General features: G+C 65.3%; 24 protein-coding genes and 1 pseudogene. 13 read left to right on the top strand and 12 right to left on the bottom strand.

Annotation, left to right across the window (positions count from 1 at the left end; genetic code table 11):
* Window positions 1-12: 12 nt before the first annotated feature.
* The 4 genes from ASC63_RS14425 to ASC63_RS14410 all read left to right on the top strand — a co-directional run bounded on the left by ASC63_RS14425 (window position 13) and on the right by ASC63_RS14410 (window position 4,554).
* The gene (locus ASC63_RS14425) at window positions 13-558 is read left to right on the top strand and encodes a PadR family transcriptional regulator (protein ID WP_055815881.1); all 546 of its coding nucleotides are present in this window, start codon (window positions 13-15) and stop codon (window positions 556-558) included.
* 5 nt (window positions 559-563) lie between these two features.
* Window positions 564-2,294: an ABC1 kinase family protein gene (locus ASC63_RS14420; protein WP_055815879.1), complete on the top strand. Its 1,731-nt coding sequence runs from the start codon at window positions 564-566 to the stop codon at window positions 2,292-2,294.
* Between the two features lie 122 nt (window positions 2,295-2,416).
* Window positions 2,417-3,577: an alanine racemase gene (alr, locus tag ASC63_RS14415; RefSeq protein WP_055815875.1), complete on the top strand. Its 1,161-nt coding sequence runs from the start codon at window positions 2,417-2,419 to the stop codon at window positions 3,575-3,577.
* On the top strand, window positions 3,574-4,554 hold the full coding sequence (locus tag ASC63_RS14410) for a D-alanine--D-alanine ligase family protein (RefSeq protein ID WP_055815872.1): 981 nt from the start codon (window positions 3,574-3,576) through the stop codon (window positions 4,552-4,554). Before alr ends, ASC63_RS14410 begins: the two co-directional genes overlap by 4 nt.
* Here the strand turns inward: ASC63_RS14410 and ASC63_RS14405 are convergent.
* From ASC63_RS14405 to ASC63_RS14390, 4 genes are read right to left on the bottom strand one after another with little or no spacing between them, the layout of a single operon-like run.
* Window positions 4,533-5,297, bottom strand: coding sequence for an ABC transporter permease (locus ASC63_RS14405; protein ID WP_055815869.1), 765 nt, complete (start codon window positions 5,295-5,297; stop codon window positions 4,533-4,535). The genes ASC63_RS14410 and ASC63_RS14405 overlap by 22 nt on opposite strands.
* Entirely contained in the window at window positions 5,294-6,097 is an 804-nt protein-coding gene (locus ASC63_RS14400) for an ABC transporter ATP-binding protein (RefSeq protein ID WP_055815867.1), read from the bottom strand. The genes ASC63_RS14405 and ASC63_RS14400 overlap by 4 nt, the downstream gene beginning before the upstream one ends.
* Window positions 6,094-6,474 carry a DUF1048 domain-containing protein gene (locus ASC63_RS14395; protein WP_055815864.1) on the bottom strand — a complete coding sequence of 127 codons (381 nt, stop codon included), beginning with the start codon at window positions 6,472-6,474 and terminating at the stop codon, window positions 6,094-6,096. The genes ASC63_RS14400 and ASC63_RS14395 overlap by 4 nt, the downstream gene beginning before the upstream one ends.
* Window position 6,475: 1 nt before the next feature.
* Window positions 6,476-6,829 carry a PadR family transcriptional regulator gene (locus ASC63_RS14390; RefSeq protein WP_055815860.1) on the bottom strand — a complete coding sequence of 118 codons (354 nt, stop codon included), beginning with the start codon at window positions 6,827-6,829 and terminating at the stop codon, window positions 6,476-6,478.
* Window positions 6,830-6,982: 153 nt separating this feature from the next.
* Between ASC63_RS14390 and ASC63_RS14385 the strand changes: the two genes are divergently transcribed.
* Complete coding sequence (locus tag ASC63_RS14385; protein WP_055815857.1) at window positions 6,983-8,230, top strand: sensor histidine kinase; 1,248 nt, start codon at window positions 6,983-6,985, stop codon at window positions 8,228-8,230.
* Window positions 8,227-8,889 (top strand): response regulator, encoded by a 663-nt coding sequence (locus ASC63_RS14380; protein WP_055815854.1) that lies wholly within the window; start codon window positions 8,227-8,229, stop codon window positions 8,887-8,889. The genes ASC63_RS14385 and ASC63_RS14380 overlap by 4 nt, the downstream gene beginning before the upstream one ends.
* 40 nt (window positions 8,890-8,929) lie before the next feature.
* On the opposite strand, the gene ASC63_RS14375 is transcribed toward ASC63_RS14380, so the two are convergent.
* Entirely contained in the window at window positions 8,930-10,429 is a 1,500-nt protein-coding gene (locus ASC63_RS14375; RefSeq protein WP_055815853.1) for an MFS transporter, read from the bottom strand.
* A 116-nt stretch (window positions 10,430-10,545) separates the two neighbouring features.
* Between ASC63_RS14375 and ASC63_RS14370 the strand changes: the two genes are divergently transcribed.
* The 4 genes from ASC63_RS14370 to ASC63_RS14355 all read left to right on the top strand — a co-directional run bounded on the left by ASC63_RS14370 (window position 10,546) and on the right by ASC63_RS14355 (window position 14,099).
* On the top strand, window positions 10,546-11,295 hold the full coding sequence (locus tag ASC63_RS14370; protein WP_055815850.1) for a TetR/AcrR family transcriptional regulator: 750 nt from the start codon (window positions 10,546-10,548) through the stop codon (window positions 11,293-11,295).
* On the top strand, window positions 11,292-12,887 hold the full coding sequence (locus tag ASC63_RS14365) for an ABC-F family ATP-binding cassette domain-containing protein (protein WP_055815847.1): 1,596 nt from the start codon (window positions 11,292-11,294) through the stop codon (window positions 12,885-12,887). The genes ASC63_RS14370 and ASC63_RS14365 overlap by 4 nt, the downstream gene beginning before the upstream one ends.
* Window positions 12,888-12,932: 45 nt before the next feature.
* The gene (gene arfB, locus ASC63_RS14360) at window positions 12,933-13,355 is read left to right on the top strand and encodes an alternative ribosome rescue aminoacyl-tRNA hydrolase ArfB (protein WP_055815845.1); all 423 of its coding nucleotides are present in this window, start codon (window positions 12,933-12,935) and stop codon (window positions 13,353-13,355) included.
* A 120-nt stretch (window positions 13,356-13,475) separates the two neighbouring features.
* Entirely contained in the window at window positions 13,476-14,099 is a 624-nt protein-coding gene (locus tag ASC63_RS14355) for a GrpB family protein (protein WP_055815842.1), read from the top strand.
* A gap of 63 nt (window positions 14,100-14,162) precedes the next feature.
* On the opposite strand, the gene ASC63_RS14350 is transcribed toward ASC63_RS14355, so the two are convergent.
* Together ASC63_RS14350 and ASC63_RS14345 are read right to left on the bottom strand one after the other, a co-directional pair.
* On the bottom strand, window positions 14,163-15,938 hold the full coding sequence (locus ASC63_RS14350) for a DEAD/DEAH box helicase (RefSeq protein ID WP_055815840.1): 1,776 nt from the start codon (window positions 15,936-15,938) through the stop codon (window positions 14,163-14,165).
* A gap of 103 nt (window positions 15,939-16,041) precedes the next feature.
* The gene (locus ASC63_RS14345; protein WP_055815837.1) at window positions 16,042-16,890 is read right to left on the bottom strand and encodes a helix-turn-helix transcriptional regulator; all 849 of its coding nucleotides are present in this window, start codon (window positions 16,888-16,890) and stop codon (window positions 16,042-16,044) included.
* Window positions 16,891-16,992: 102 nt separating this feature from the next.
* Here ASC63_RS14345 and ASC63_RS14340 point away from each other — a divergent pair, with 102 nt between their 5' ends.
* Both ASC63_RS14340 and ASC63_RS14335 read left to right on the top strand, forming a co-directional pair.
* Entirely contained in the window at window positions 16,993-17,757 is a 765-nt protein-coding gene (locus ASC63_RS14340) for an SDR family oxidoreductase (protein ID WP_055815834.1), read from the top strand.
* Between the two features lie 46 nt (window positions 17,758-17,803).
* Window positions 17,804-18,484, top strand: a complete 681-nt coding sequence (locus tag ASC63_RS14335; protein WP_157487729.1) for an NUDIX hydrolase — start codon at window positions 17,804-17,806, stop codon at window positions 18,482-18,484.
* Here ASC63_RS14335 and ASC63_RS14330 read toward each other — a convergent pair.
* The 3 genes and pseudogenes from ASC63_RS14330 to ASC63_RS14320 all read right to left on the bottom strand — a co-directional run bounded on the left by ASC63_RS14330 (window position 18,481) and on the right by ASC63_RS14320 (window position 20,707).
* The gene (locus tag ASC63_RS14330) at window positions 18,481-19,851 is read right to left on the bottom strand and encodes an NAD-dependent succinate-semialdehyde dehydrogenase (protein WP_055815828.1); all 1,371 of its coding nucleotides are present in this window, start codon (window positions 19,849-19,851) and stop codon (window positions 18,481-18,483) included. The two genes, ASC63_RS14335 and ASC63_RS14330, sit on opposite strands and share 4 nt — an antisense overlap.
* A gap of 185 nt (window positions 19,852-20,036) precedes the next feature.
* Window positions 20,037-20,198 (bottom strand): annotated as a pseudogene (locus ASC63_RS16705) (DUF72 domain-containing protein); the annotation flags it as partial.
* Window positions 20,199-20,221: 23 nt separating this feature from the next.
* The gene (locus ASC63_RS14320) at window positions 20,222-20,707 is read right to left on the bottom strand and encodes a Dps family protein (protein WP_055815822.1); all 486 of its coding nucleotides are present in this window, start codon (window positions 20,705-20,707) and stop codon (window positions 20,222-20,224) included.
* A 180-nt stretch (window positions 20,708-20,887) separates the two neighbouring features.
* Between ASC63_RS14320 and ASC63_RS14315 the strand changes: the two genes are divergently transcribed.
* Window positions 20,888-21,229 (top strand): DUF7882 family protein, encoded by a 342-nt coding sequence (locus ASC63_RS14315; RefSeq protein WP_055815819.1) that lies wholly within the window; start codon window positions 20,888-20,890, stop codon window positions 21,227-21,229.
* 27 nt (window positions 21,230-21,256) lie between these two features.
* Here ASC63_RS14315 and ASC63_RS14310 read toward each other — a convergent pair whose 3' ends face one another.
* On the bottom strand, window positions 21,257-21,586 hold the full coding sequence (locus ASC63_RS14310) for a DUF7882 family protein (protein ID WP_055815816.1): 330 nt from the start codon (window positions 21,584-21,586) through the stop codon (window positions 21,257-21,259).
* A gap of 71 nt (window positions 21,587-21,657) precedes the next feature.
* On the bottom strand, window positions 21,658-24,147 hold the full coding sequence (locus tag ASC63_RS14305; RefSeq protein ID WP_055815813.1) for an ATP-dependent DNA ligase: 2,490 nt from the start codon (window positions 24,145-24,147) through the stop codon (window positions 21,658-21,660).
* Between the last annotated feature and the right edge of the window lie 14 nt (window positions 24,148-24,161).

Below are 24,161 nucleotides of genomic sequence, written 5' to 3'. Positions count from 1 at the left end.
GAGGAGGGCATCATGGGCGGTTCGTTCCCCGCCGGCGGCTTCGGCACCGGCATGAGCGCCGAGGGCATGTGGCAGGCGATGGATCAGCTGCGTTCCACATTTGAGAAGCGCGTGGGCACGCGCATGGGCCGTGGCGATGTGCGCGCGGCGGTGCTTGCGCTCCTCGTCGAGAAGCCGATGCATGGCTACCAGATCATCCACGAAATCGAGGAGCGCAGCGGTGGCCACTGGAAGCCGAGTGCCGGCTCGGTATACCCGACGCTGCAGTTGTTGGCCGACGAAGGCATCCTCATCGCCGAAGAATCGAACGGGCGCAAAACCTACGCGTTGACCGATGCTGGACGCGAGGAAGTCGCCGGTGCAGGCACGACGGCCCCGTGGGAGACTGCGGGCGCCGGTGACAGCACGCGGTTCGGCACCCTGCCCAAGGCGGGCATCGACCTCGCGCACGCTGCGGCCCAGGTGCGCCGCACCGGCACTCCCGAGCAGATTCAGCAGGCCGCAACGGTGCTCGACGAGGCGCGTCGTCGGCTTTATTCGATCCTCGCCCAGGACTGACGCGGGTGTCGTCAGAGCGTGTGGGTCCGGCGGACTCGCCGCACGCAGGCGCCGCGCGCGCCCGCTACCGTCGCATCCTGCGATTCGCCGGTTGGCATCTCAGCGTGATCTGGTGGTACGAGCTCTTTCTGCCGCGCATCGGCCTCGAAAGCTTTGCCGAGCGCACGCGATCCAAGCGGATGCGACGCTTCGCGCAGCGATTCCACGCGCTCGCGGTGGAGCTCGGCGGGCTGATGATCAAGGTCGGTCAATTCATGTCGTCGCGACTCGACGTGCTTCCGCCCGAGATTACCGCCGAGCTTGAGGGGCTGCAGGATGAGGTGCCGCCTGTCGAGTTCGCGGCGATCCGCACCTTGGCCGAGGCGGAATTGAGCGTGCCGCTCGAGCGGGCTTTCACGACGGTCGACGAGACACCGGTTGCCGCAGCATCCCTCGGGCAGGCGCATCGGGCCCACCTCACCGCGTTCGATGCGGCCGAGACCGGGCTCGATGGAGTAGTCATCAAGGTGCAGCGACCCGGTATCGACGAGATCGTCGACGTCGACCTGACGGCGCTGCGCAAGGTGGCCGGATGGCTCAGCAGGGTACGACCCGTCTCGCACCGCGTCAACATGCCCGCGCTCGTGGACGAGTTCGCGAAGACGAGCCTCGAGGAGATCGATTATCTGCACGAGGCGGCGAGTTGTGAGAGATTTGCGGCTGACTTCGCCGACGACGAGCGGGTGGCGGTACCGGCCGTGGTCTGGGAGCGCACGACCCGGCGCGTTTTGACTCTTGAGGACGTGACGGCGATCAAGATCACCGATGCGGAGGGGCTGCGCGCGGCGGGCATTGACCCGGCGCAGGTGGCACCGGTGTTCGCATCCGTGATGTTCGATCAGTTGTTCACGAACGGGTTCTTCCACGCCGACCCGCACCCGGGCAATATTTTTGTCACGCCGGTCCGCAGTGGAGGCGAGGGAGGCGAGGGCGAAGCCGGAGGCCCTGGGTGGAAGCTCACCTTCATCGACTTCGGCATGATGGGCGAGGTTCTGTCCGGCACGCGCAGCGGCCTGCGCAAACTGCTGATCGCCGCCGCGTCACGCGACGGCAAGGGGTTGGTGAACGCGATGCGCGAGGTGGGCGTGCTGCTGCCCTCCTCTGAAACGGCGGAGCTGGAACGCGCGATGTCGCAGCTCTTCGCTCGCTTCGGCGGCATGGGCTTTGCCCAGCTGCGCCAGGTGGATCAACGCGAATTTCGCGACTTCGCCCAGCAATTCGGCGACGTGGTGCGCTCGTTGCCGTTTCAGCTGCCGGAGCATTTTTTGCTGATCATCCGTGCGATGTCCCTGACGTCGGGCGTGTGCAGTGCACTGGATGCCGAGTTCAACGTCTGGGATTCCATCGAACCGTATGCGACCCAGTTGCTGCGCGACGAGCGCGGCAACGTAGTGCAAGACCTGGCACAGCAGGCTGTGGAGATGGCCGGGCTCGCCTGGCGCCTGCCGAAACGACTGGATGCGCTCGCCACCCGCATCGAGGACGGCACCGTTGAGGTGTCTACCCCGCGACTGGAGCGGCGGATCGCCCGGCTGGATCGCACGCTACGACGGATGGTGCTGGCTCTCGTCTTCGGTGCGGTGATAGTTGCCGGCTCGCTGGTTCGCTCAAACGATGTGGTGCTGGGCACGGTGCTGATGATCGCATCGGCGGTGCCTCTCGCGGCCGCGCTGTTCGGGGGACGCCGGGGCGGGTAACGCGGCAGATGACGCGGGGGACCGGCCGCGGAAGGAGCATCCGCTGAGATCATCCTGAAGAAGTATTCGGAGGCACTTGCGGCGGAGGCGGCGAGAGGACGCCCGGCCATACCGTCGAAAGCATGACGATGCTGATCTCTCCCTCGCGTACGACGACGGGGCCGCTGCGCACGATCGATCTCGACGCCGTCGCGGCCAACACACGATTCTTTGCCGCGCGCGTAACCGGTGAACTCATGGCCGTGGTGAAGGCAGACGGTTACGGTCACGGCGCCGCCGATGTCGCGCGCACGGCACTGGCGAACGGGGCGACTCGGCTCGGGGTCACGAGCATCGGCGAGGCTCTCGCCCTGCGCGGTGTCGGAATCGCCGCACCGATCGTCAGTTGGCTGAACCACGCGGGTGGGGCTGACTTTCAACGCGCCGTCGATGAAGATATCGACATTGCCGTGCCGAGCATCGAGCATCTTGATGCCGTCACGGCGACCCGTGGATGCGCGCGAGTGCATCTGCACCTCGACACCGGAATGGCGCGTGACGGCTGCGAACCGACGGGATGGATCGGGCTCTGCCAACGCGCCAGGGAGGCCGAGCTTGGCGGCCGCATTTCCGTGGTCGGGGTGATGGGACATCTCGGGGACGCCGACGATCCGGGGGCCGCAAGCAACCGTCTCGGCCTCGCGCTATTCGAGTGGGGGCTCGATGTTGCCCGGCTCAGCGGGCTGCATCCGAGCATCGTTCACCTCGCTGCGACGTCGGCGACGCTCACTCTTCCCGGCACGCGCTTCACGGCATCCCGCATCGGCGCCGGACTTGTCGGCATCGATCTCTCGCGAACGGCCACGCTGAAGGCGCCGATGACTCTCACGGCGCCCATCGTGAGTGTGCGCGCGGTGGCGATAGGTACCGCCGTCGGCTACGGACACGACTGGGTTGCGCCGCGCTCGACGCACCTCGGGCTCGTCGGCCTCGGTTACGCCGATGGGCTTCCACGCAGTTCTTCGGGCAAGGCTGAGGTGCTGGTGAATGGGCGGCGGCACGCGATCGTCGGCCGCATGTCGATGGACCAATTCGTGATTGACCTCGCCGATTCGGGAGCCGCGGTGGGGGACTCTGTGGTTGTGTTCGGGCCGGGGGCGGCGGGGGAGCCGACGGTGGAGGAGTGGGCAGAGTGGTCAGGAACCATAGAGCACGAGATCGTTACGAGGGTGGGCGCCGGGGTGGGTACGCGGGTACGTCGCTCGACGGTCGGCGGCCCTTCCCGCGTGAGCTCGGCCGCATGAGCCGCCTCAGCGTCGCGGTGATCGGCGGCGGCCGCACTGTCGAACATGACGTCTCGCTCGCTTCGGCGGCATCCGTTGCCGCAGCCCTCGATGCCTCCCGGTACTGCGTCGTTCGCATCACGATCGACCGCGACGGCGGCTGGCAGGATGCCTCCGGCGACGTCACCGGCATCTCCGACGTCATCGAGGTGCTGCGCGGCTGCGATCTCGTCATTCCCCTGGTGCACGGACGGAACGGGGAAGACGGAACTCTCGCGGCTCTCTGCGAACTCATCGGTGTGCCCTATGTGGGCTCGGGCGCCGGCGCAGGCGCGATCGGCATGAACAAACACGTGACCAAGCTCGTTGCTGAGTCGCTCGGCATCCGCACCGCGCCGGCCGTGCTGCTCGATAGCGCTTCGGCGCTGGACTACCGCTTCAGCCATCCGGTGGTCGTCAAGCCCAACTCGGCCGGCTCGAGCGTCGGCGTTTCCCTCGTGACCGAGGCCATGCAGTTGCCCGCCGCGATGGCTGAGGCGCTGGCGACCGATACCCAGGTTCTCGTCGAAGACGTGATTGTCGGCCGGGAGATCGACATTGCCGTGATGCGAGGCGCCGACGGATCGGTTGTCGTGTCACCCGCCCTCGAGATTGAGGCAGTCGGACTCTTCGACCATGACGCGAAATACGGCGGGGATGCGGTCTTTCACATACCGGCTGTGCTCGACGATGATGCCCGCTCGATCATCGAGAGTGCAGCGGTGCGCATGTACGAGGCACTCGGGTGCTGCGGCGTGGCGCGTATCGACTTCTTTCTCGCGCCAGAGGGCTTGGTGCTGAACGAGGTGAACACCACGCCGGGCTTCACCGCGCAGTCGCAGGTGCCCCGCATGTTCGAGGCCGCCGGCGTGCCCTATGCCGAGTTGCTCGATCTGCTCATCGCCGACGCCCTCGCGACCCGAAGCGAGGCCTCGCCTCAGTTGAGCCTGCGACGGTAGATGGCGATCGCGAAGGCATAGGCGACCACGAGGATGCCGATGAGCCAGGCCAGGGCAACCCAGATGTCACCGCCGACGGGCTCCTGGGTGAACAGCGCACGCACGGTGTTCACGACGGAGGTCACGGGTTGGTTCTCGGCGAACCAGGCGACGGGGCCGGGCATGGATTCGGTGGGCACGAACGCTGAGCTGATGAAGGGCAGGAAGATCAGCGGATAGCTGAACGCGCTGGCGCCGTCGACGGTTTTCGCCGAGAGCCCGGCGATCACGGCGAGCCAGGTCAGTGCGAGGGTGAACAGGATCAGAATGCCGGCGACGGCGATCCACGCCCCCACGGATGCCCCGGTGCGGAACCCCATGATGAGAGCCACGCCGACGACGAGCGCCACCGACACGATGTTCGCGACGAGCGAGGTGAGCACGTGCCCCCAGAGCACGCTCGATCGAGCGATCGGCATGGACTGGAAGCGTTCGAAGATGCCACCCTGCAGGTCGAGGAAGAGCCGGTACGAGGTGTACGCGACGCCGGACGCGATGGTGATGAGCAGGATGCCGGGGAGCAGGTAGTTGACGTAAGGCCCGTTGCTTGCGGTGTGGATTGCGCCGCCGAGAACATACACGAACAACAGCATCAGGGCGATCGGGGTGACCGCGGTGGTGATGATGGTGTCGGGGCTGCGGAGGATGTGGCGCAGCGAGCGGCCGGTCAGCACGCCCGTGTCGCCGAGTACGTGGGCGGTCATCGTGATTCCTTTCGTGCGGCAACAACGGCCTCGCCGGTGTCACCGACGAGAGCCAGGAAGACCTGCTCCAGGGTGGGCTGCTTCTCTACGTATTCGACCTGGGTGGCGGGCAACAACTGCTTCAGCTCGGCGAGGGTGCCGTTCTGGATGATCGTGCCCTGATGAAGGATCGCGATACGGTCGGCGAGCTGCTCGGCCTCGTCGAGGTACTGCGTGGTGAGCAGTACCGTCGTGCCCTGCCCGGCGAGCGTCTTGATCGTCTGCCACACCTCGTTGCGCGCCTGAGGATCCAGCCCGGTGGTCGGCTCGTCGAGAAAGATGACCGGTGGGTTGCCGATCAGGCTCATCGCGATGTCGAGCCGGCGGCGCATGCCGCCCGAGTACGTGGCCGCCTTGCGGTTGCCGGCGTCGGTGAGGGAGAACCGGGCGAGCAGCTCGTCGGCGATAGGCCCGGGGCTCGTCAGGTGCCGCAGCCTGGCGACCAGCACCAGGTTCTCGCGACCCGTGAGCACCTCATCGACGGCGGCGAACTGTCCGGTCAGGCTGATCGACTCCCGCACCTCGCCCGGCTTCTCTGCGACGTCGAAGCCGTAGACCGTTGCGGTTCCGGCGTCGGACTTCAGCAGCGTCGACAGGATGCGCACGAGTGTCGTCTTGCCGGCGCCGTTCGAGCCGAGCAGGGCGAAGATGCTGCCCGCCTTCACGTCGAAGTCGACTCCGCGGAGCACCTGAACGTCCTTAAAGGACTTCTCTATGCCCTGCACCCGGATGGCGGATGCGACGGCCTGGTCGGCGGTCATGCATCCGTCTCCTTCGTATCCTGCAGGGCCGCATCGTCGATTGCCTTGGTGAGGCGGGCGCGCTCCTTGTCGATCCACTGCGTTCCGGAGTACGCCCGGGCGAACTCCTCGGCGAACTCCACCGGGTCGTCCCCGACGATGTCTCGGATCGGCGTCTCATCGACGGCTGCCCGTTCCCACAGGTCGACGTGATCGCCGATCATCGTGACCAGGGTGTCGCCGTCGGTGAACCCTCCGTAGTACATGAAGTACCGGTTGTACGCCTTGGCGGCGCTGCGGTAGGGCTCGGCGAGGGCCGCGACCCGGGCCATGGACTGCCTGTACTGCTTCTTCTGTTCGAGCGAGCCGGTGAGGGCCTCGATCCACTTTGCGGCCATGTCAGTTGTCTCCGTCTTTCTGTGTCTGTTCGATGGTGTGGTGCAGCTGTTCGATCCGTTCGGCGAGAAAGCTCCAGGTTCCCCAGAACTCGTCGAGGTACTCGCTGCCCTGTGCGTTCAGCGAGTAGACCTTGCGCGGCGGCCCCTTCTCGGAGGGAACCTTCGCCACATCCACGAGGCCGCGCTGCTCGATTCTGATCAGGAGCGCGTAGACGGTGCCCTCGACGATGTCGGAGAAGCCCTGCTCTCGCAGCCGTGCCGTGATCTCATAGCCGTAGGCCGGCTCCGCGCCCACTATCGCAAGAACGATGCCCTCTAACGTGCCCTTGAGCATCTCGGTCATCTGCTTGGCCACGGAGGCTCCTTTAGCTACTTAGTTATGCTGAGTACCACTAGATAGTAACGCTGACTACCGCAGAATCGCAATACTGAAAATCATCCGCGCGGTGTAACCATCGGCACCTTTGATTGAGGCGGCGGCCGCAGCACTGCCTGTACCGTCGAAGGGATGACGATGCACGCGACAATCATCCGCACGTGGATACCCGATCTTTCCGTCGGGTTCGTCGTGCTGTTGTTCGGCCTCTGGGAAGCCTCAACCAACCTCTACTCAGACTTCGACACGACGGTCATTCCGTGGATCGTGGTTCTCGGAACGGCCACGGCGGTCACCCTCGTACGCAAGGCCGGATGGTGGTCGCTGGCGATCCTGTGGCTGCTGCTCATCGTGCAGGCGACCACGATGACCGATGTGATGATCGTGGAACTCGCGATAGTGGGTGTCGCGTTCGGGCTGGCGAGGTGGGGCTCGAAAACGCTCCTGTGGACGAGCGGGCTGTCCATTCCCATCGCCACCTTTTTTACGCTGGGGTACATCGGCTTGCTTGCCGGTGGCATCTGGCGCACGCGTATTGCGCGCAACCTGATAGTGCCATTGCTCGACGGCGGCATCTCGTGGCCGCTTGTCATCTTGCCGATGATCGCCGGCATGCTCGCCCTGCCCTGGTTTGCGGGCCTGGCGGCGCGATACTGGGGAACCGCACGTGACTCGCGACTCTCGCAGGCCGAGGCTGAGGCTGAGGCCTTCGCCGCACACCACGAACGCACGCAGATGGAAGAGATCGCGACGCTTCGCGAGGGGCAGGCCCGTCTGGCCCGAGACGTACATGACGTCGTCGGACATTCGCTCACGGTCATCCTCGCGCAGGCGGAATCGGCCCAGTTCGTCGACAGCGCGGATTCGGAGGCTCTCAAGGCGACCATGGCCAACATCGCACGATCTGCGCGATCGTCGCTGCAGGAGGTGCGGGCCGTGCTCGCCTCGCCCGACGGCGACCTCGAGTACCGCACCGACCTCGACACCCTCATCGAGGCCACCCGGGCGAGTGGCAACGACATCACTGTCACCGACTCCGGTGCGCCTCGTCCGCTTCCACCCGAGCTGGCAACCGTGGCATTCCGCGTGCTGCAGGAGATGCTCACCAACGCCATCAAGCACGGCAGGCGCGACACGGCAATCACCATCACGCGTGACTGGGGTGATCAGCTGCGAATTGCCGTCACCAACCATGCCGAGCCCGGCGCGGATGACCCAGAGCCGTCGAGAGGCAATGGTATCGACGGCATGAGGCGCCGGCTGGCGTCGGTGGGCGGGTCCCTGCGGGTGCACATTGCCGCCGAACCGGGCGCGATCTTCGTGGCATCCGCCTCTCTGCCTCTGCGTGCCGGCCGCCTCGTGGGAACGGTTGGCGCGTGACCGAGCCGATTCGCGTGCTTCTTGCAGACGACCAGGACCTCTTTCGCGAGGGTGTGCGCGTGATCATCGACGCGCAGGAGGGCATGCAGGTGGTGGGTGCGGCGCGGGATGGCGCCGAGGCGGTCGAGCTCGTCGACTCACTCTCGCCCGATGTCGTGCTGATGGACATACGGATGCCCGAACTCGACGGTGTCGAGGCCACCCGGCAGATCTTCCTTCCTGCGCGCGTTGAGCGGCGATCGAATGCGGTACGCGTGCTGGTGCTCACGACCTTCGTTCTCGACGACCGCGCGGCCACGGCGATCAGACACGGTGCCAGCGGATTCATTCTCAAAGACACGACGCCCGCGATGCTGACCGATGCCATCCGCACGGTGCACGGGGGCAACGCGGTGCTGGCACCCAACGACCTGTCGAGCCTGCTCGAGGGCCAGTTTTCGGCTCAGGTGGCGGTCCCGCAGGTCTTCGCCAGCCTCACGGAGAAGGAGCGGGAGATATTCGACGCTGTCGCTCGCGGGGCGTCGAATTCCGAGGTTGCCGCCGCGCTCTTTCTGGGCGAATCGACGGTAAAGACGCACGTGGGCGCCATCCTGCGCAAACTCGCTCTGCGTGACCGCGTGCAGATCGTGGTCTTCGCCTACGAGCACGGTCTCGTCTGAGAGGTGCCGCCGTGGCACGCTCGACGGCGTCGAGGCGAGTCTACGACTCTGAGGATTGACGCGTCTCGATCGTCGCTGCGCGATCGGAGGAAGCGGCGGGCCGAGCCCGGAGGAAACCCCAGCCGACGAGTGCCCCGGCCAGAACCGTGAGCACGATTCCCGCGAGGGTGATCCCCTGTTGAAACTGGGCTGTCTGATGCGCGCTCCAGTGCGATGTGGCGATGCTTCCGGCGAACAGGGCGGCCAGGATGGTTCCGGTGACGGCGATGCCGATGCCGTTGGCAACCTCTGTCGCGGTGTCCGTGAGCGCCGCGCCGATGGTGGTGCGGTTGGCGGGCAGGCCGCTGAGCACATTGGTGGCGGCGACGACACCGACCACGCGCAGCCCGGCGGCCACAAGCGCAAGAGATATCGCGACCCAGACGTATCCGAAGCTGTTGAGCAGCGCGTATACGGCGAGCCCCACAACGACTGTCACGGCGCTGATCCAGGCGGCGCGCACCAGACCAACACGTTGCACGAAGGGATTCACAAATGCGCCGCCGGCGACGAGCACGACAACCTGCGGCAGCATGCCGATGGCGGCGAGCGCGGGCGGCCACCCCCACTGGAGTTGCAACTGCAGTGTCACCAGGTAGCCCAGTCCGGCGGTTGCGAGCCCGGCCGCGGCCTTGAATGCCAGGCCGCTCGACACCAGGGGGAGGGCGATGAGCTTCAGGTCGAGAAGCGGGTAGCGCGCCGAACGTTCGCGCACCACGAACAGTATCGCGGTCAGCACCGCAGCGGTGGCGGCCGTCCACGGCGCCCACGAGGAGGTGCCTTCGTTCACGAATAGCGTGGGCGCCACGAGTGCGAGCACTATCGTGACCGTGCCCAGCAGCGCGCCCACCACATCGATCGGGTCGCGGTGCAGATCGGCGGCCTTGTCTGCCGCGATGCCGATTCGTATGCCGATGATCGCGAGTAAGGCTATCGGCACGTTCGCCAGCAGCAGCACCTGCCACGGGGCGATGGCGAGCACAAAGCCGCCCACCGTCGGCCCGACCGCGAGCCCCACCAGACCCACGGTCGAGATGAGGGTCAGTGCGCGAACGCGCAGGCTGTCCTCCCCGAACAGTCGGAAGGCCAGTGCCATCGATCCCGGCGTCGTCATGGCGGCGGCGATACCCATCACGGCGCGGATGAGGATCAGCTCGTCGGAAGTGGTGACGAAGACTGTCGCAAGGCTCGCGAGGCCGAGCAGTGCCAGGCCTATGAGCATGATCCGGCGCCGACCGAATCTGTCGGCTACCGCCCCGAAGGCCAGCATCAGCCCGCCGAACACCACCGCGTATGCGCTCGTCACCCACTGCAACGACGTCGTCGAAGCGTGCAGCTCGCGCCCGATTGTGGGCAACGCCACGTTCAGGATCGAATTGTCCAGCATTTCAAACAGGAACACCGCAGAGAGGCCGGCCAATGCGACCCACGCCTCCCGCAAGGAGCGGGGAGAGCCAGCAGATGGGATCTCTTCTTTGTGTTCAGACTTCTGGATGCTCATGGGGGGCGTCCTTTCGCAGGGTGTGGTGGTACGTGATGACATGAAACGAACAGTGTTCGCACACGAACACTGTTCTACACACAAACAACGTTCGCGTCAAGTGGTACCCTGACTCCATGGCCGACAAAGACGCTTCGCATGGCATCGTTTCCCGTGACGGGTGGGCGGCGCAGATCGCCGCACTCGACGACATCCACCGTGCTTCTGACTCTCGCAAGGAGCCCATCACCGTGCACCGAATCGTGGATGTCGCGCTGCGGCTCGTCGAGTCCGAAGGATTCAACGCCGTGACGATGCGTCGCGTCGCCGCCGCCATGCACACCGGTGCGGCGTCGCTGTACGCGCACGTGCGCAACAAGGCGGAACTCGACGACCTGCTGATCGGGGAGCTGTGCTCGCGCGTGGCGCTGCCGGTGCCGGATTCCACGCAGTGGCAGGCGCAGATCATCGATGTCTGCGCACAGCTGCGGGATCAGTTTCTCCGCTACCCGGGGGTCTCGGGTGCCGCTCTGGCCGCAGCCCCCACCAGCCTCGACACGCTGCGGATCAATGAAGGCATGCTCGCTATCGTGTTGGCCGGGGGAGTGCCAGCACAATCCGCCGCCTGGGCGGTCGATGCCGCCTATCTCTACGTCAGTGCATACAGTCTCGAGGCGTCACTGAGACGCAAGCTCGGCGAGGATGCGGACGGGCGCATTCTCGACAAGGATGAGATCATCGAGCGCCTGAGGATGCTGCCGGTGGACCGGTTTCCCAGCACCGTCGCGCACGCGCAGGAACTCGCCGCGGGTGAGGGGCACGAACGCTTCGACTTCACCCTGAATCTGCTCTTCCAGGGCCTCGCCACGAAGAGGGTTCCCGCATGAGCCTGGTTCGGCTGAATGACGTCAGCGTTCGATTCGAGAACACCCAGATCCTCCGAGAGGCGTTCTTGCGCCTCGAGAACACAGACCGGGTCGGACTGATCGGCCGCAACGGCTCGGGCAAGACGACGCTGCTGAAGCTGGTGCTTGACCAGGTGCAGCCCGACACGGGAACCATCACCGTCGATCCGGGAACCCGAATCGGCTACTTCTCGCAGTTCTCCGAGCTCAACGGCGATTCGACCATCACCGAAGTGCTGGATGCGCTCTTTGACGAGGTACACGCCGTTGAAAACGAGCTCGCCTCGATAGAGACAGCAATCGCCGCGGATCCATCCGGCGGGGCGGAACTCGACCGGCTCATTCATCGACAGTCCGAACTGTTCGCGGAGATGGACCGACTCGACGGGTGGGATTACCCGCGCAAGATCGACACGGCACTCACCACGCTCGGTTTCACTGAAGCGCGCCGCATCTGCCCGATCGACGAGCTTTCCGGGGGATGGCGCAATCGCGCGGCGCTCGCGAAGATCCTGCTCGAAGACCCAGATGTGCTGCTGCTCGACGAGCCCACCAACTTTCTCGACGTGGCCGGGGTGGAGTGGCTGGAATCCTGGTTTCGCGACTTCGGGGGTGCCGCGATCATCGTTTCCCACGACCGCACGTTTCTCGATGCTGTCGCGACCCGCATCATCGAGGTCGAGAACTTCCACCTGCACGAATACCCGGGCAACTTCGGTGAATACGTCATTCAGAAGCAATTCCGCCTGAAGACGCTCGAGCAGCAGTACGTGCATGAGTCCGAACTGCTGGCCTTCGAGGCCGAAGGGATAGCCGACCGGCGCGAGGCCGCGAAGAACGCCAGCAAGAATCTCGACAAGCAGCTCTCGGGCATCAAAAAGGCCCGCGCACCCCGGCCCGTCGACGAGATCATCACGAGCATCTACGGCGGGCTCCATGTCAGAGATGTGCTGTGCCGCGTCAACGGCCTCAGTAAGTCCTACGGGTCGCAGACGCTGTTCGCCGGGCTCGACTTCGAGGTGCGGCGAGGCAATCGCATCGTCGTGTTCGGGGCGAATGGATGCGGCAAGAGCACACTGCTGCGCGTGCTCACCGGCGAGGAGCGCGCCGACTCCGGGGACGTCTCCTGGGCATCCGGAGCGAAGGTGGTCTCGTACAACCGGGTTCTCGAAGAACTCGACGACGACGACACCGTTACGCACTCGGTCAATGCCATGCCCGACAGCCTCGCCCTCACCGCGACGCGCAAGTCGGTGGGCAGGTTTCTCGCCATGTTCCAGTTCTCCGAAGCCGATTTGAAGAAGCGCATTCGGGAGCTCTCGGGTGGCCAGCGCGCCCGCGTGGCCATGGCCCAGTGCCTTCTCTCCGGTGCCTCGGTACTTCTGCTCGACGAGCCGACGAACCACCTTGACCTCGCCAGTACCCAGGTCATGGAGAGAGCCCTCGTTCACTTTCCGGGCGCGGTCATCGTGGTGAGCCACGACCGCTTCTTCAGCGACAAGATCGCCAATCGGATGCTCGTGTTCGGCACCGGCGGTACGGTTCCCGGAGCGATCGACGTGCGTGCCGCCTAGGGGGCATCGATCGAGCTCACGTTCACGGTGTGCAACGCTTAGTACATGGACGTGGAGGTGTCGCGCGCGCTGAGGATTCCCGCATCCGAACTCGCCTGGCGGTTCTCGCGGTCATCCGGGCCGGGCGGCCAGCACGTCAATACCTCGGACAGCCGCGTCGAGCTCTCCTGGAATGTCGCCGACTCGTCGGCTCTTTCCGACGGCCAGCGGATGCTTCTTCTCACGCGTCTTGACCGTCGTCTCGTCGCCGGCTCGCTCACCGTGACCGCCTCCGAGAGACGGTCTCAGTTGCGCAATCGCGAGATCGCCTTAAGCAAGCTCGCCGACCTCGTGGCAGAGGGTCTTGCTCCCGATCCAGCTCGGCGACGTGCGACCAAACCCACCCGAGGCTCTGCTCAGCGGCGCCTCGCCGCGAAGGTCAGGCGTTCGGCAACAAAGCGGCAACGGCAGCGCCCGACCGCCGAATAGCACGGTCAGGCGACACGTCTATGCAACCGAAGGGGCTGACGTGCACCTCACGCCTGATTGCCTTCGTGACGGACGATGTCGTATCCTGAAGGACTTTGCATGCCCGTTTCAGGAGGCCCGATGTCGGTTTATCCGCTGGAGATCACCGAGCGACACGTCGGTAATCCAGATCAACAACTCGCTGGGTGGGTCGGCGGGGCCACGCCCCCGTCTCAGCCGATCGTGATCGTTGACCCGGATTCCGAATGGCCCTCGTGGTTCGCGGGCGAAGCCGCCCGGATCATGGAGATCCTGGGCGATGTCGTCATTCGGATCGAACACGTGGGTTCGACCGCCGTTGCCGGCCTACCGGCCAAGCCGATCATCGACATCGACCTTCAGGTCGCCGATAGTGCAGCAGAGAGCAGCTACATTCCGCCACTTGTTGACTCCGGCTATCGTCTGATTCTGCGCGAGCCGTGGTGGAACGGGCACCGAATGCTTGTGGGATCTGGCGGACGGTTCAATCTGCACGTCTTTCCCGTCGGCGCCCCTGAGCCGCTGCGGCACCTCCTCTTTCGAGACTGGCTCAGGTCCCATTCGGACGACCGGCAACTCTATGCATCGACCAAACGTGAACTCGCCGAGTCGACGGCGACGAATCCCGAGGACTACAACCTTGCCAAGAACGCCGTGATCGATGACATCTATACCCGCATCTTCAGCGTGCCTCCGGCATCACACCCAGCGTGGCCGCACCTCTGACTTTGCGGGTCGACCTCTTTGCGGGACGACCGCCGGGTAGTCGGCGCCTTCCCCTCGACCTTTCTACGGGCGTTCGTGATGCCGACGGGGCTTGCGCGGCGGTCGTTCCTCACGATCGTCGTGGCGAGACGAGCCTGCCCGGTCGGGATGAATCTCAATGAGCTTGCCGCTGATGCGCGTGTTTCCGAGCTTGCCGAGGACATCCGGGGAGAGGTCGACGGGAAGTTCGACGAGGGAGAAATCCGGGAGGATCTTGATCGCGCCGAAATCTTCTCGGCTCAGGCCGCCCTCGTTGGCGAGGGCTCCGACGATCTGTCGAGGCTCGACTTTTTGTCGCTTGCCGACCTCGATGCGATACGACGCCATCGGTGCACCACCACGGGGGCGCCGCTCGGGGCGCTCACCGCGACCGTTTCGATCGTCGCGGGGTCGTTGCCGGGCTCCACGGTCGCTCTCTCCACGACGCCTCTCACCACGACCATTCGCACCGCGGTCACTCTCGGCGCGCTCGCGGCGCTGCGCTCGCACCTGATCGGGCGAAAGCAGCAGCGGCGTCTCGCCCTGGGCCACTACCGCGAGCGCGGCGGCGACATCGGCTTCCGGCACATCGTGGTGGCCGACGTAGTGGGCGATGATGTCTCGGAACTGCGCGATGCGATCGCTCTGGCCGAGAGCCTCGTCGATGGCATCGTCGAAGCGTGCGAGACGGGTGACGTTCACATCCTCAACACTGGGCAGGTGCATCTGGGTCAGTGGCTGCCGGGTCGCCTTCTCGATCGCGGTGAGCAGACGTGACTCACGCGGGGTGACGAAGCTGATCGCGGCGCCGCTGCGCCCCGCTCGCCCCGTGCGACCGATGCGATGCACGTAGGACTCGGTATCGATCGGAATGTCGTAGTTGATGACGTGGCTGATGCGCTCCACGTCGAGGCCGCGGGCAGCAACATCCGTGGCCACAAGAATGTCGAGCTTGCCTGACTTGAGCTGGTCCACCGTGCGCTCGCGCTGCGCCTGCGGCACGTCACCGTTGATGGCCAACGCCGAGTAGCCGCGGGCGCGCAACTTCTCGGCCAGTGTTTCCGTCTCGTTCTTGGTGCGCACGAACACGATCATTGCCTCGAAGTTCTCCACCTCGAGAATGCGGGTGAGGGCATCCACCTTTTGTGGGTAAGACACCATCAGATAGCGCTGGGTCGTGTTCGCCGAGGTTGTCGTCTTGTTCTTGACCGTAACCTCTTCTGCATCGCGCAGGTACTTCTTCGAGATGCGGCGAATCTGCGCGGGCATGGTGGCGGAGAAGAGGGCGACCTGTTTGTCATCGGGCGTCTCGGCGAGGATCGTCTCGACGTCTTCGGCGAAGCCCATCGTGAGCATCTCGTCGGCCTCGTCGAGCACGAGGTACTTGAGCTGAGACAGGTCGAGAGTGCGCTTTTCGAGATGATCCATGATGCGGCCCGGGGTGCCGACCACGACGTGCACTCCGCGACGCAATGCGGAGAGCTGAACACCGTATCCCTGACCGCCGTAGACCGGAAGAACATGCACGCCGCGCATGTGGGCGGCGTATTTCTCAAACGCCTCGCAGACCTGCAGGGCGAGCTCGCGCGTCGGGGCGAGTACGAGCGCCTGCGGGCTCTTCTGCGAGAGGTCAAGCCGCGAAAGGATCGGCAAGGCGAACGCGGCCGTCTTGCCGGTTCCGGTCTGAGCGAGCCCCACGACGTCGCGGCCGGCCAGGAGCGGGGGAATTGTCGCGGCCTGAATGGCCGACGGGTTCTCGTACCCGACATCTTTGAGTGCCTTGAGCACCGCGTCGCTGAGTCCGAGTTCGGGAAAGGTCATCGCTTCGGGGGCAGTGTCTGCCTCGCCTTGCGCTCTTGAGTCAGGCGTCACGTTTTAACGGTAGTCCTTCGCCGGTGGGCTGGGCACCGCCCGGAGTCGTGGCTCAGGGTGATTGGCTGAATGCCTGGGTGCCCAGCACGCCGAGCAGCGCCAGCTTCTCTGCGCTCTCGGAACGCGGCGCGGCCGTGAGCACGAGCAGGCACTGGGACTGATCTTCGGTGAACAGCACCTGGCAGTCCAACTCGATCGCGCCGAGTTCGGGGTGAATGAGAGTCTTGTGGTCTTCAAAGCGCCTGGCTACCTCGTGACGATCCCAGATTTCCGCGAACTCGCGGCTGGCGCTCTGTAACGCGCGCACGAGTTCGCCAGCACGGGATGTGGTACCTGCAGCCCCATAGGCCACACGCAGCGACGCCACCTGGGCCCGGCTCTGCCGCGCGTGGTCATCTGTGGGGTAGCGCGATCGTTCCGTCTCGGGGTGCATGAACCAGCGGTAGATCTCGCTGCGATCGAGCCCCGTGAAGGCCGAGCGATCACCGATCAACGCGGCGGCGAGCTCGTTCTGCACGAGCGTCTCACCCAGATTCGTCAGCACGAGGGCGGGCGTGTCGTCAAGGCGGTCAAGCACACGCTGCAACGCGGGGGAGATGTGGGCGGATGCCGCGGTGCGGTCGGGCGCGCTGTGTCCGGCCATGCGAAAAAGATAGTCGCGCTCGTCGTCGCTCAGCCGCAGCGCACGAGCCAGTGAGGCGAGCATCTGCTCGCTGGGCTGCGGAGAGCGTTGCTGCTCGAGGCGGGTGTAGTAGTCGACCGACATCGCGGCCAGCTGGGCCACCTCTTCGCGCCGCAGGCCGGGCGCCCTGCGCCGCGTGCCGGCAGGCAGACCGACATCGCCGGGCTGCAGGGAGCCACGGCGTCTGCGGAGAAAGTCTGCGAGTGCGGCGCGATCCATGTCTCCATCATCCCGTATCGCTGCGCTCGCAACCACGGATCGCGGATCCCCCGATAACCGCTCCTCTGCCGCCACTAGACATCGGCTTCTACGCTGAAAAACATGAACATCACAGGAAACACCATCTTCATTCCCGGCGCGACCAGCGGCATCGGTCTCGCCCTCGCCGTGCAGCTTCACGAGCGGGCGAACACCGTCATCATCGGTGGGCGCCGCACCGAGTTGCTCGAGAAAATCGCGCAGGAGCACCCGGGCATCGACACCGTGCTGATCGACACGGCGGATGCCGAGAGCATCGCTCGTGCGTCTGCGCAAGTGCTCGGCGCGCATCCGGATCTCAACGTGCTCATCGCCATGGCAGGCATCATGCGTGCCGAGGACTGGCACTCGCCCGACGGCTTTCTGGCCACGGCGGAGACGACCATCACCACCAACCTGCTCGGACCGATCCGGCTGATCGGGGCCTTCATCGAGCACCTGCAAACGCGACCGGATGCCACTATCGTCACGGTTTCCTCCGGTCTCGCCTTCACGCCGCTCTCCGCCACGCCGAGCTACAACGCCACCAAGGCGGCCATCCACATGCTCAGTGAGAGCATTCGACTGCAGCTCGCGAACACGAGCGTGAAGGTCGTGGAGCTCGTACCGCCGGCGGTGCGCACGGCCCTGACGCCCGGGCAGGAGACGAGGGAGGCGGCGATGCCGCTGGAGGACTTCGTCAACGAGGCGGTCTCGCTCTTCGAAACGCAGAGCGACGCGAAGGAGATCGTGGTGGAGCGCGTGAAGTTCCTGCGCTACGGCGAGGCCAGAGGCGACTACGACCAGGTCGTTGCGACGCTGAATGGCTTGGCCCTGCAGGAGGCATGAGGCGAGACGTATGAGGCGAGCGCCGGCGCTCTCGTAGGCTGGGGTGATGACCGCCGCGCCGCTCGCTCTCGCCGATGCCAGGGCCGAGCTTGCGGCGCTCTGCGCGCGCGGCCTCGACTGGCACGCTGATCTCGCACGCATGGTGCCGGATGCGGCGCTGGCGCGTCGGGCCGCCGTGCTCGTGCTGTTCGGTGTGCTCGATGCGGTACCGGCGCAGGCGGGAGGGCCCGTCGCGCGGGACCTCGACGTGCTGTTGCTGCGCCGCGCCGCAACGCTCGGAAGCCATCCGGGGCAGATCGCGTTCCCCGGGGGCCGGCTTGAGGCATCCGATGCCAGCCCGACGGCCGCTGCCCTGCGCGAGGCCGTCGAAGAGACGGGGCTGGAGCCTGACGGTCTCGAGCCGCTCGGCGAGCTGCCCGAGATGCCATTGCGCGTGAGCAACCACCTCGTGACGCCGGTGACGGCCTGGTGGACACGCCCCTCTCAGGTGGCCGCCGTCGACCATCGCGAGACCGTCGAGGTGTTTCGGGTGCCAGTGGCGGATCTGCTCGATCCGGGCAACCGGGCGAGCACCGCGCACGTCTTTGGTGAGCGCACGGTTCGCTCGCCCGCGTTCACGGTCGGTGGTCGGCTCATCTGGGGCTTCACTGCCATCGTGCTCTCGCGCATGTTCGATGAGCTCGGGTGGGCCGTGCCGTGGGATCAGGCCAAGGTCGTCGAACCCTAGCCAGCGGTGCGGATCATCTTCCTGTTGGCGAACTCGCCGATGCCGAACCGGCCGAGCTCACGGCCGAAGCCGGAGCGCTTGACGCCGCCGAACGGCAGCTCGGCTCCTTCGGCGCCGACCGCATTGATGAACACCATGCCCGCCTCGAGGCGATCGGCGACACGCAGAGCCTGTTCGGCGTCGGTGGTGAACACGTAGGAGCCGAGCCCGAACGGCGTGTCATTGGCGAGAGCCACGGCATCCTGCTCGCTGGCAACCCGGTAGACGCTGGCAACGGGGCCGAAGAACTCCTCGCGGTAGGCGTCGTTCTGTGGTTCGATGTCCACGAGCACGGTCGTCGCAAAGTGCGCGCCGCGCCGCGGCCCACCCAGCAGGACTCGAGCCCCCGCTGCTGCAGCGCGGTCCACCTGATCCTGCAGTCGGGCCGAGGCGGCCTCCGACGACAACGGGCCGAGTGTCGTTTCGGCAGACAGCGGATCGGAAGGCTCGATCGCGCCAAGAGCCGCCGTGAAGGCCTCGAGGAAGGCGTCATACAGTTCGTCGATCACAATGAAGCGCTTGGCCGCATTGCACGACTGGCCGGAGTTGTCCAGGCGTCCAGCCACCGCGGCATCCACCGTTGCGGCCAGATCGTTCGTCGACAGCAGGATGAATGGATCCGAGCCGCCGAGTTCGAGAACCACCTTTGTGAGGTTGCGTCCCGCGATCTCCGCCACGGCGGCGCCGGCCCGCTCCGACCCCGTCAGTGAAACACCCTGAACGCGTCGGTCACCGATCACCTCGGCGGCCTGCTCGTTCGAGGCGTAGATGTTCACATAGGCGCCGGAGGGGAAGCCTGCCTCGTGGAATATCGACTCGATCGCGGCAGCCGACTCCGGGCACTGGGGCGCGTGCTTGAGCAGTATGGTGTTGCCGAGCAGCAGATTAGGCCCCGCGAATCGGGCGACCTGATAGTACGGAAAGTTCCACGGCATGATGCCGAGAAGCACACCGATCGGACCGGTGCGCACGAACGCAGACCCGTCACCGTCGAGTAACGTGATCGGCTCATCCGCAAGGAATCCGGGACCGTTGTCGGCGTAGTACTCGTAGATGGCTGCGCTGAAGTCGACCTCGCCGAGCGCCTGCTCGATGGGCTTGCCCATCTCGCGCACGATGATCGCCGCAAGCGCCTCCCGCCGCGCCGCGTACAGCTGTGCGACGCGATGAAGCAGCTCGGCCCGATCATCCACGGATGTCGATGCCGACCATTCCCGATAGGTGCCGGCGGCCGAGGCGATGGCGGCCTCCAGCGCATCCGTCGTGATGAGCGGATACTCCGCCACTCGCTCGCCCGTGGCCGGATTCGTTACTGCGTAGTCGTTCATCGCTGACCTTTCGTTGATCGATCGTATGCCGGGTTCAGTCGTTGTGGCCATGGTGGGCGCGTCGGCGTCGCACATATTCCTGAAGCCGCATCGCATCGTGTGGCGCGTGGCCCCTACTCACACGCGTCTGCAGTGCTGTGGGGAAGTGTCGCGCAGAAGGCGTCCAGCACGCCGGCATCAAACGACAGCGAATAGAACGAGCCGTTCAACTCAATGCTGCCGAAGCGCTGTGCCGCGTATGACAACTCGTCACGCTGGCGCAGGCCCTTCGGGTAAAAGTCGCCCCGCCACGACGTGTATCGCCAGCCGGAGATGCCGATGCGCGCCGCGGGTGTTCGCGCCGTCAGCACATGTTTCGTCGCCGTCGTGATCAGTGCTTTGCGGCTGGCCCGACGGCCCGAGAGCCACCGGGCTTGCGGTTCTCGGCGCTCACCATCCATGCCAGTTGCTCCAGCCGTTCGATGAAGGCATGCAGCAGGTCTGCCGTCGTCGGATCGGCCTCGTCGACGCGGTCATGCACGCGGCGCATGGTGCCGACGGTCGCTTCCAGCCGTTCGGTGATCATGTCGACGGTGGCGGCCGTGTCGACCTCGCCGGCCGGAAACTGTTCCAGGGTGGTCGTCGATGCCACGGTGGCCGACCGTCCGTCCGGCGCGACATGCAGCGCACGCATCCGCTCGGCCATCTCGTCGGAGAACTGCCGCGCGGCGGCCACGATCTCGTCCAATTGAAGATGCAGGTCGCGAAAGTTCGCTCCAACGATGTTCCAGTGCGCCTGCTTGCCCTGTATGTGCAGTTCGATCATGTCCACAAGAACGGCCTGCATGTCTTCGCCGAGCTTCTTCGTCGCCTTCATCCGCTGCTCCTCACGATTGTCTTGTGCCGAAACTAACGCGCAACACGACGGGCGACAAGGCCTTGACATGCATAGAATCAACCGAGAAGTTGCCGTGCCGCGGGTCTCCCGTCGGCCTTACGGAGTTTGCGTGCTTCAACAAAGCATGGCTCGTTCCGATACGAAGAAGGTGGTGCCGCAATGGGGGCGTTGATCTATGGGTCACCCGCAATGGAGCTTTCCTTTGATGACCGCACGCTGTCGCATCTGCAAGTGGTGATCGGCAGCAAACTGCGTCGCGGCGAGAGTTTCTTCTTCTCGTGGGCAGAGCAGAATGATCGCCGGCACAGCGGTAAGAACAGCGTCTGGCTGAGTCCCGGTATCCCGCTCATGTTCAAGTACTCCGGCGGTCGCGCGCCCACGATGAATACCGAATGGTTGCGTCTGCTCGACGAGATCGCGAACAGCGGTCGGGGGCTGGTGCTGCTGCCGGAACCGGCGCCGGAGAAGAACGTACCCTCGGCCGACTCACGGACTCGCTGAGTCCGGTCGCGAGTGGCTCGACCGCACCTACTGCGCGCCGACCTCCTCCAGATATGCCTCGGCCTCGGCCTCGGCCATGAGAATCATGCCGCGGCTGCCATGGGAAGAATGGGCCAGGGCCTGAAGCCAGAGGCGGTTCAACTCGGGCGGCTTACTGCCCGAGAACCTGAACTGCAGGGGAATGGAAGGCGACAGCCACAGACTGACCCGTCCCGAGCCATCCGATGGGGAAAGGCTCCAGTTCAGCAGGAAGCTCTCCTGCAGTCGCAGCTTCGCCACGACGGCGATCTTGAGGTGAGCCAGTACGCGGTCATCGATTTCGTACTCGGCGCCTGCGCCGTAAATGAGATATCCCATAGTGCGATCCTCTCAGGTGATCACGGGTCGAGACCGACCGGAATGCTTCACGAGCCATTCTCCTCTGTCGGCTATTCGCGCCGCACGTCTGACGGCGCTTTGTCGGTACGCCAACCGCGCCAACGCGGCTGTCGCAGTCGGCCGGTGGAGGTCCATTCCGCGAACTCCACTTCACCGACCAGATCGGCTCGAACCCAGTGCGCGTCGCGCGCATCGACAGCGGGAACGTCGGTGAGCGATGGGGTTGTGCGGGCACGGGCCGCGAAGAGCCCACGGAGTTCGTCGAGATCGCGGTCGCTGAAGCCGGTGCCGACCCGGCCGATGTACCGGAAGCTCTGGTTCTCAGCCACACCGATCAGGAGCGATCCGACCGTGCCGGCCCTGCGCCCGTTGCCCGGCCGCCAGCCCCCCACAACCACCTCCTGGGTGCGGTGATGCTTGATCTTGATCCAGCTGTGAGAGCGCAGGCCGGCCGCATAGCGCCCGTCCCGCTCCTTCGCCATGACGCCTTCAAGGCCGAGTTCCCGGCTGCTGGCAATGGCATCGTCGAGGCCTCTCGTGAACGTGGGCGGAACCTGGATGGCACCGGATGCCGGCGGCGACAGCAGTGCCTCCAGAGCGTGCCGACGTGAGTCGTATTCGCGCGAGACGAGCGACTCTCCATTGACCTCGAGCAGGTCAAAGACCATGTAGTGCACGGCGGTGCGTTTCATCGCTCGTTCGACATCCGCCGGCTTGGTGAGCTTCATCCGCGTCTGAAGGACGCCGAAGTCGGGCCGTCCCGCCTTGTTGAGCGCTACGATTTCGCCGTCGAGAACGGCGTCGTCGTCGCGGAGCAGCTCGGCCAGCTGCCTGAGTTCCGGGTAACTCGCCGTCATATCGTTGCCGTTGCGGCTGACGACTCGCACCGCACCGTTCGATACGGTGGTGATGGCCCGGATGCCGTCCCACTTCATCTCGAAGGCCCACTCGCTCTCGTCGTCAATGTCGCCTACGTCACCGAGAGTTGCCAGCATCGGTGCGAGCATAGATCGGCGTTTCGCCCCGGTAACCCGTTTGCGTTGCGGATGCGTGGCACCCGCATTCGCTTCGCCGGCATCGGTGGCGCGTGTGGTGGCGCGTGGCTTCGAGGTCGCAGCCTTGCCCCTCGTTGGACTGTCCTTCATGAGATGGATCAGCCAGTTCTGCGCGGATTTGCCTTCGCCGCCGGTGTGGATGAGTGCGAACGTGCGGGGGCCGCCGAGACCGCCCTGCGGCCTGCCGTGCAGAGTGGCAATGACCTCCTTGCCGTCACGCCACTTTTCCAGCTCGTATGTGCCGGCATCCCAGATGGACACCTCTCCACCCCCGTACTCGCCCTGCGGAATGGTGCCCTCGAAGCTGCCGTACTCCAGCGGATGGTCTTCGGTCTGCACGGCGAGATGATTGCTGCCGGGGTCGGTGGGCGGGCCCTTCGGTAATGCCCAACTCACGAGCACCCCATCGTGCTCGAGCCTGAAGTCATGGTGCAGCCTGCGTGCGTGGTGTTCCTGAATCACGAAGGAGCGGCCTTCGGATGCGCTGCCGTGGCGATCGGGAATCGGCTCTGGCGTCTTGCCCGTGGTGCGTTTGCTGCGATACGTCGCCAGTCGATCGCTCTGGGCGCTGGCTGCCCCCGGTTGCTGAATGCGGCCAGCGTCGAGTGAGGCCAGAGGGTCTCCGCGCCGGTTCACTCGCTGCAGCACCTCGGGGTATTCCAGGTGGCGCAGGTTTTTTGAGGCCAGTTCGCGCCACGTCCGTGGGGCTGCGACCGTCGGGCGCAACCGTCCGCGCAGCGAATAGGGTGCGACGGTCGTCTTCGAGGCATTGTTCTGACTCCAGTCGACCAGTACCTTTCCCCGCCGCAGCGACTTCTTCATGTCGCTGACGACGAGGTCGGGATGATCCGCTTCGAGAACGCGAGCCAGTTCATGGGCGACAGAGGAGACGTCGCTGGAGTTCTGCGTTCCATCCAGCGCCGCGTACAGGTGGATGCCTTTGCTGCCACTCGTCACCGGTATCGGATCAAGCCCCATGCCCGTGAGAATGTCTTTGGCGAAGCGTGCAACCTCCGCGCACTCGGCGAGCCCGACACCATCGCCGGGGTCGAGATCGAGAACGAGGCGATCCGGGTTCTTCGGCTGGCCGTTGCGACCGAATCGCCACTGGGGCACGTGGATCTCGAGCGTGGCGATCTGAGCCAGCCACGTCAGGGTGGCCAGATCGTTCACCAGCGGATACTGGTTGGTGTGTGTCTTGTGCACAATGGATGCTCGAGCAACCCAGTCGGGTGTCGAATCATCCGCATTCTTCTGAAAGAAGACCTCGCCGGGGTCGTCGGCGGTGCCGACACCATTCACCCAGCGCTTGCGCGTCGCCGGGCGATCTGTGGTGTGCGGCAGCAGAACCTCGGCGATCGCGGCGTAGTAGCTGAGCACATCGCGCTTGGTTGTTCCCGTTTCGGGATAAAAGACTTTGTCTAGATTTGTGAGCTTGAGTGTGCGACCGCCCACGGTCACACTCTCCGACCTCGATGCCGCCATCACTCCGCCTCACC

Source organism: Leifsonia sp. Root112D2, assembly GCF_001424905.1.
Taxonomy (GTDB): Bacteria; Actinomycetota; Actinomycetes; order Actinomycetales; family Microbacteriaceae; genus Root112D2.
Note: the sequence above shows the minus strand (reverse complement) of the source record. Positions and strands in the feature narration are given on the sequence as shown.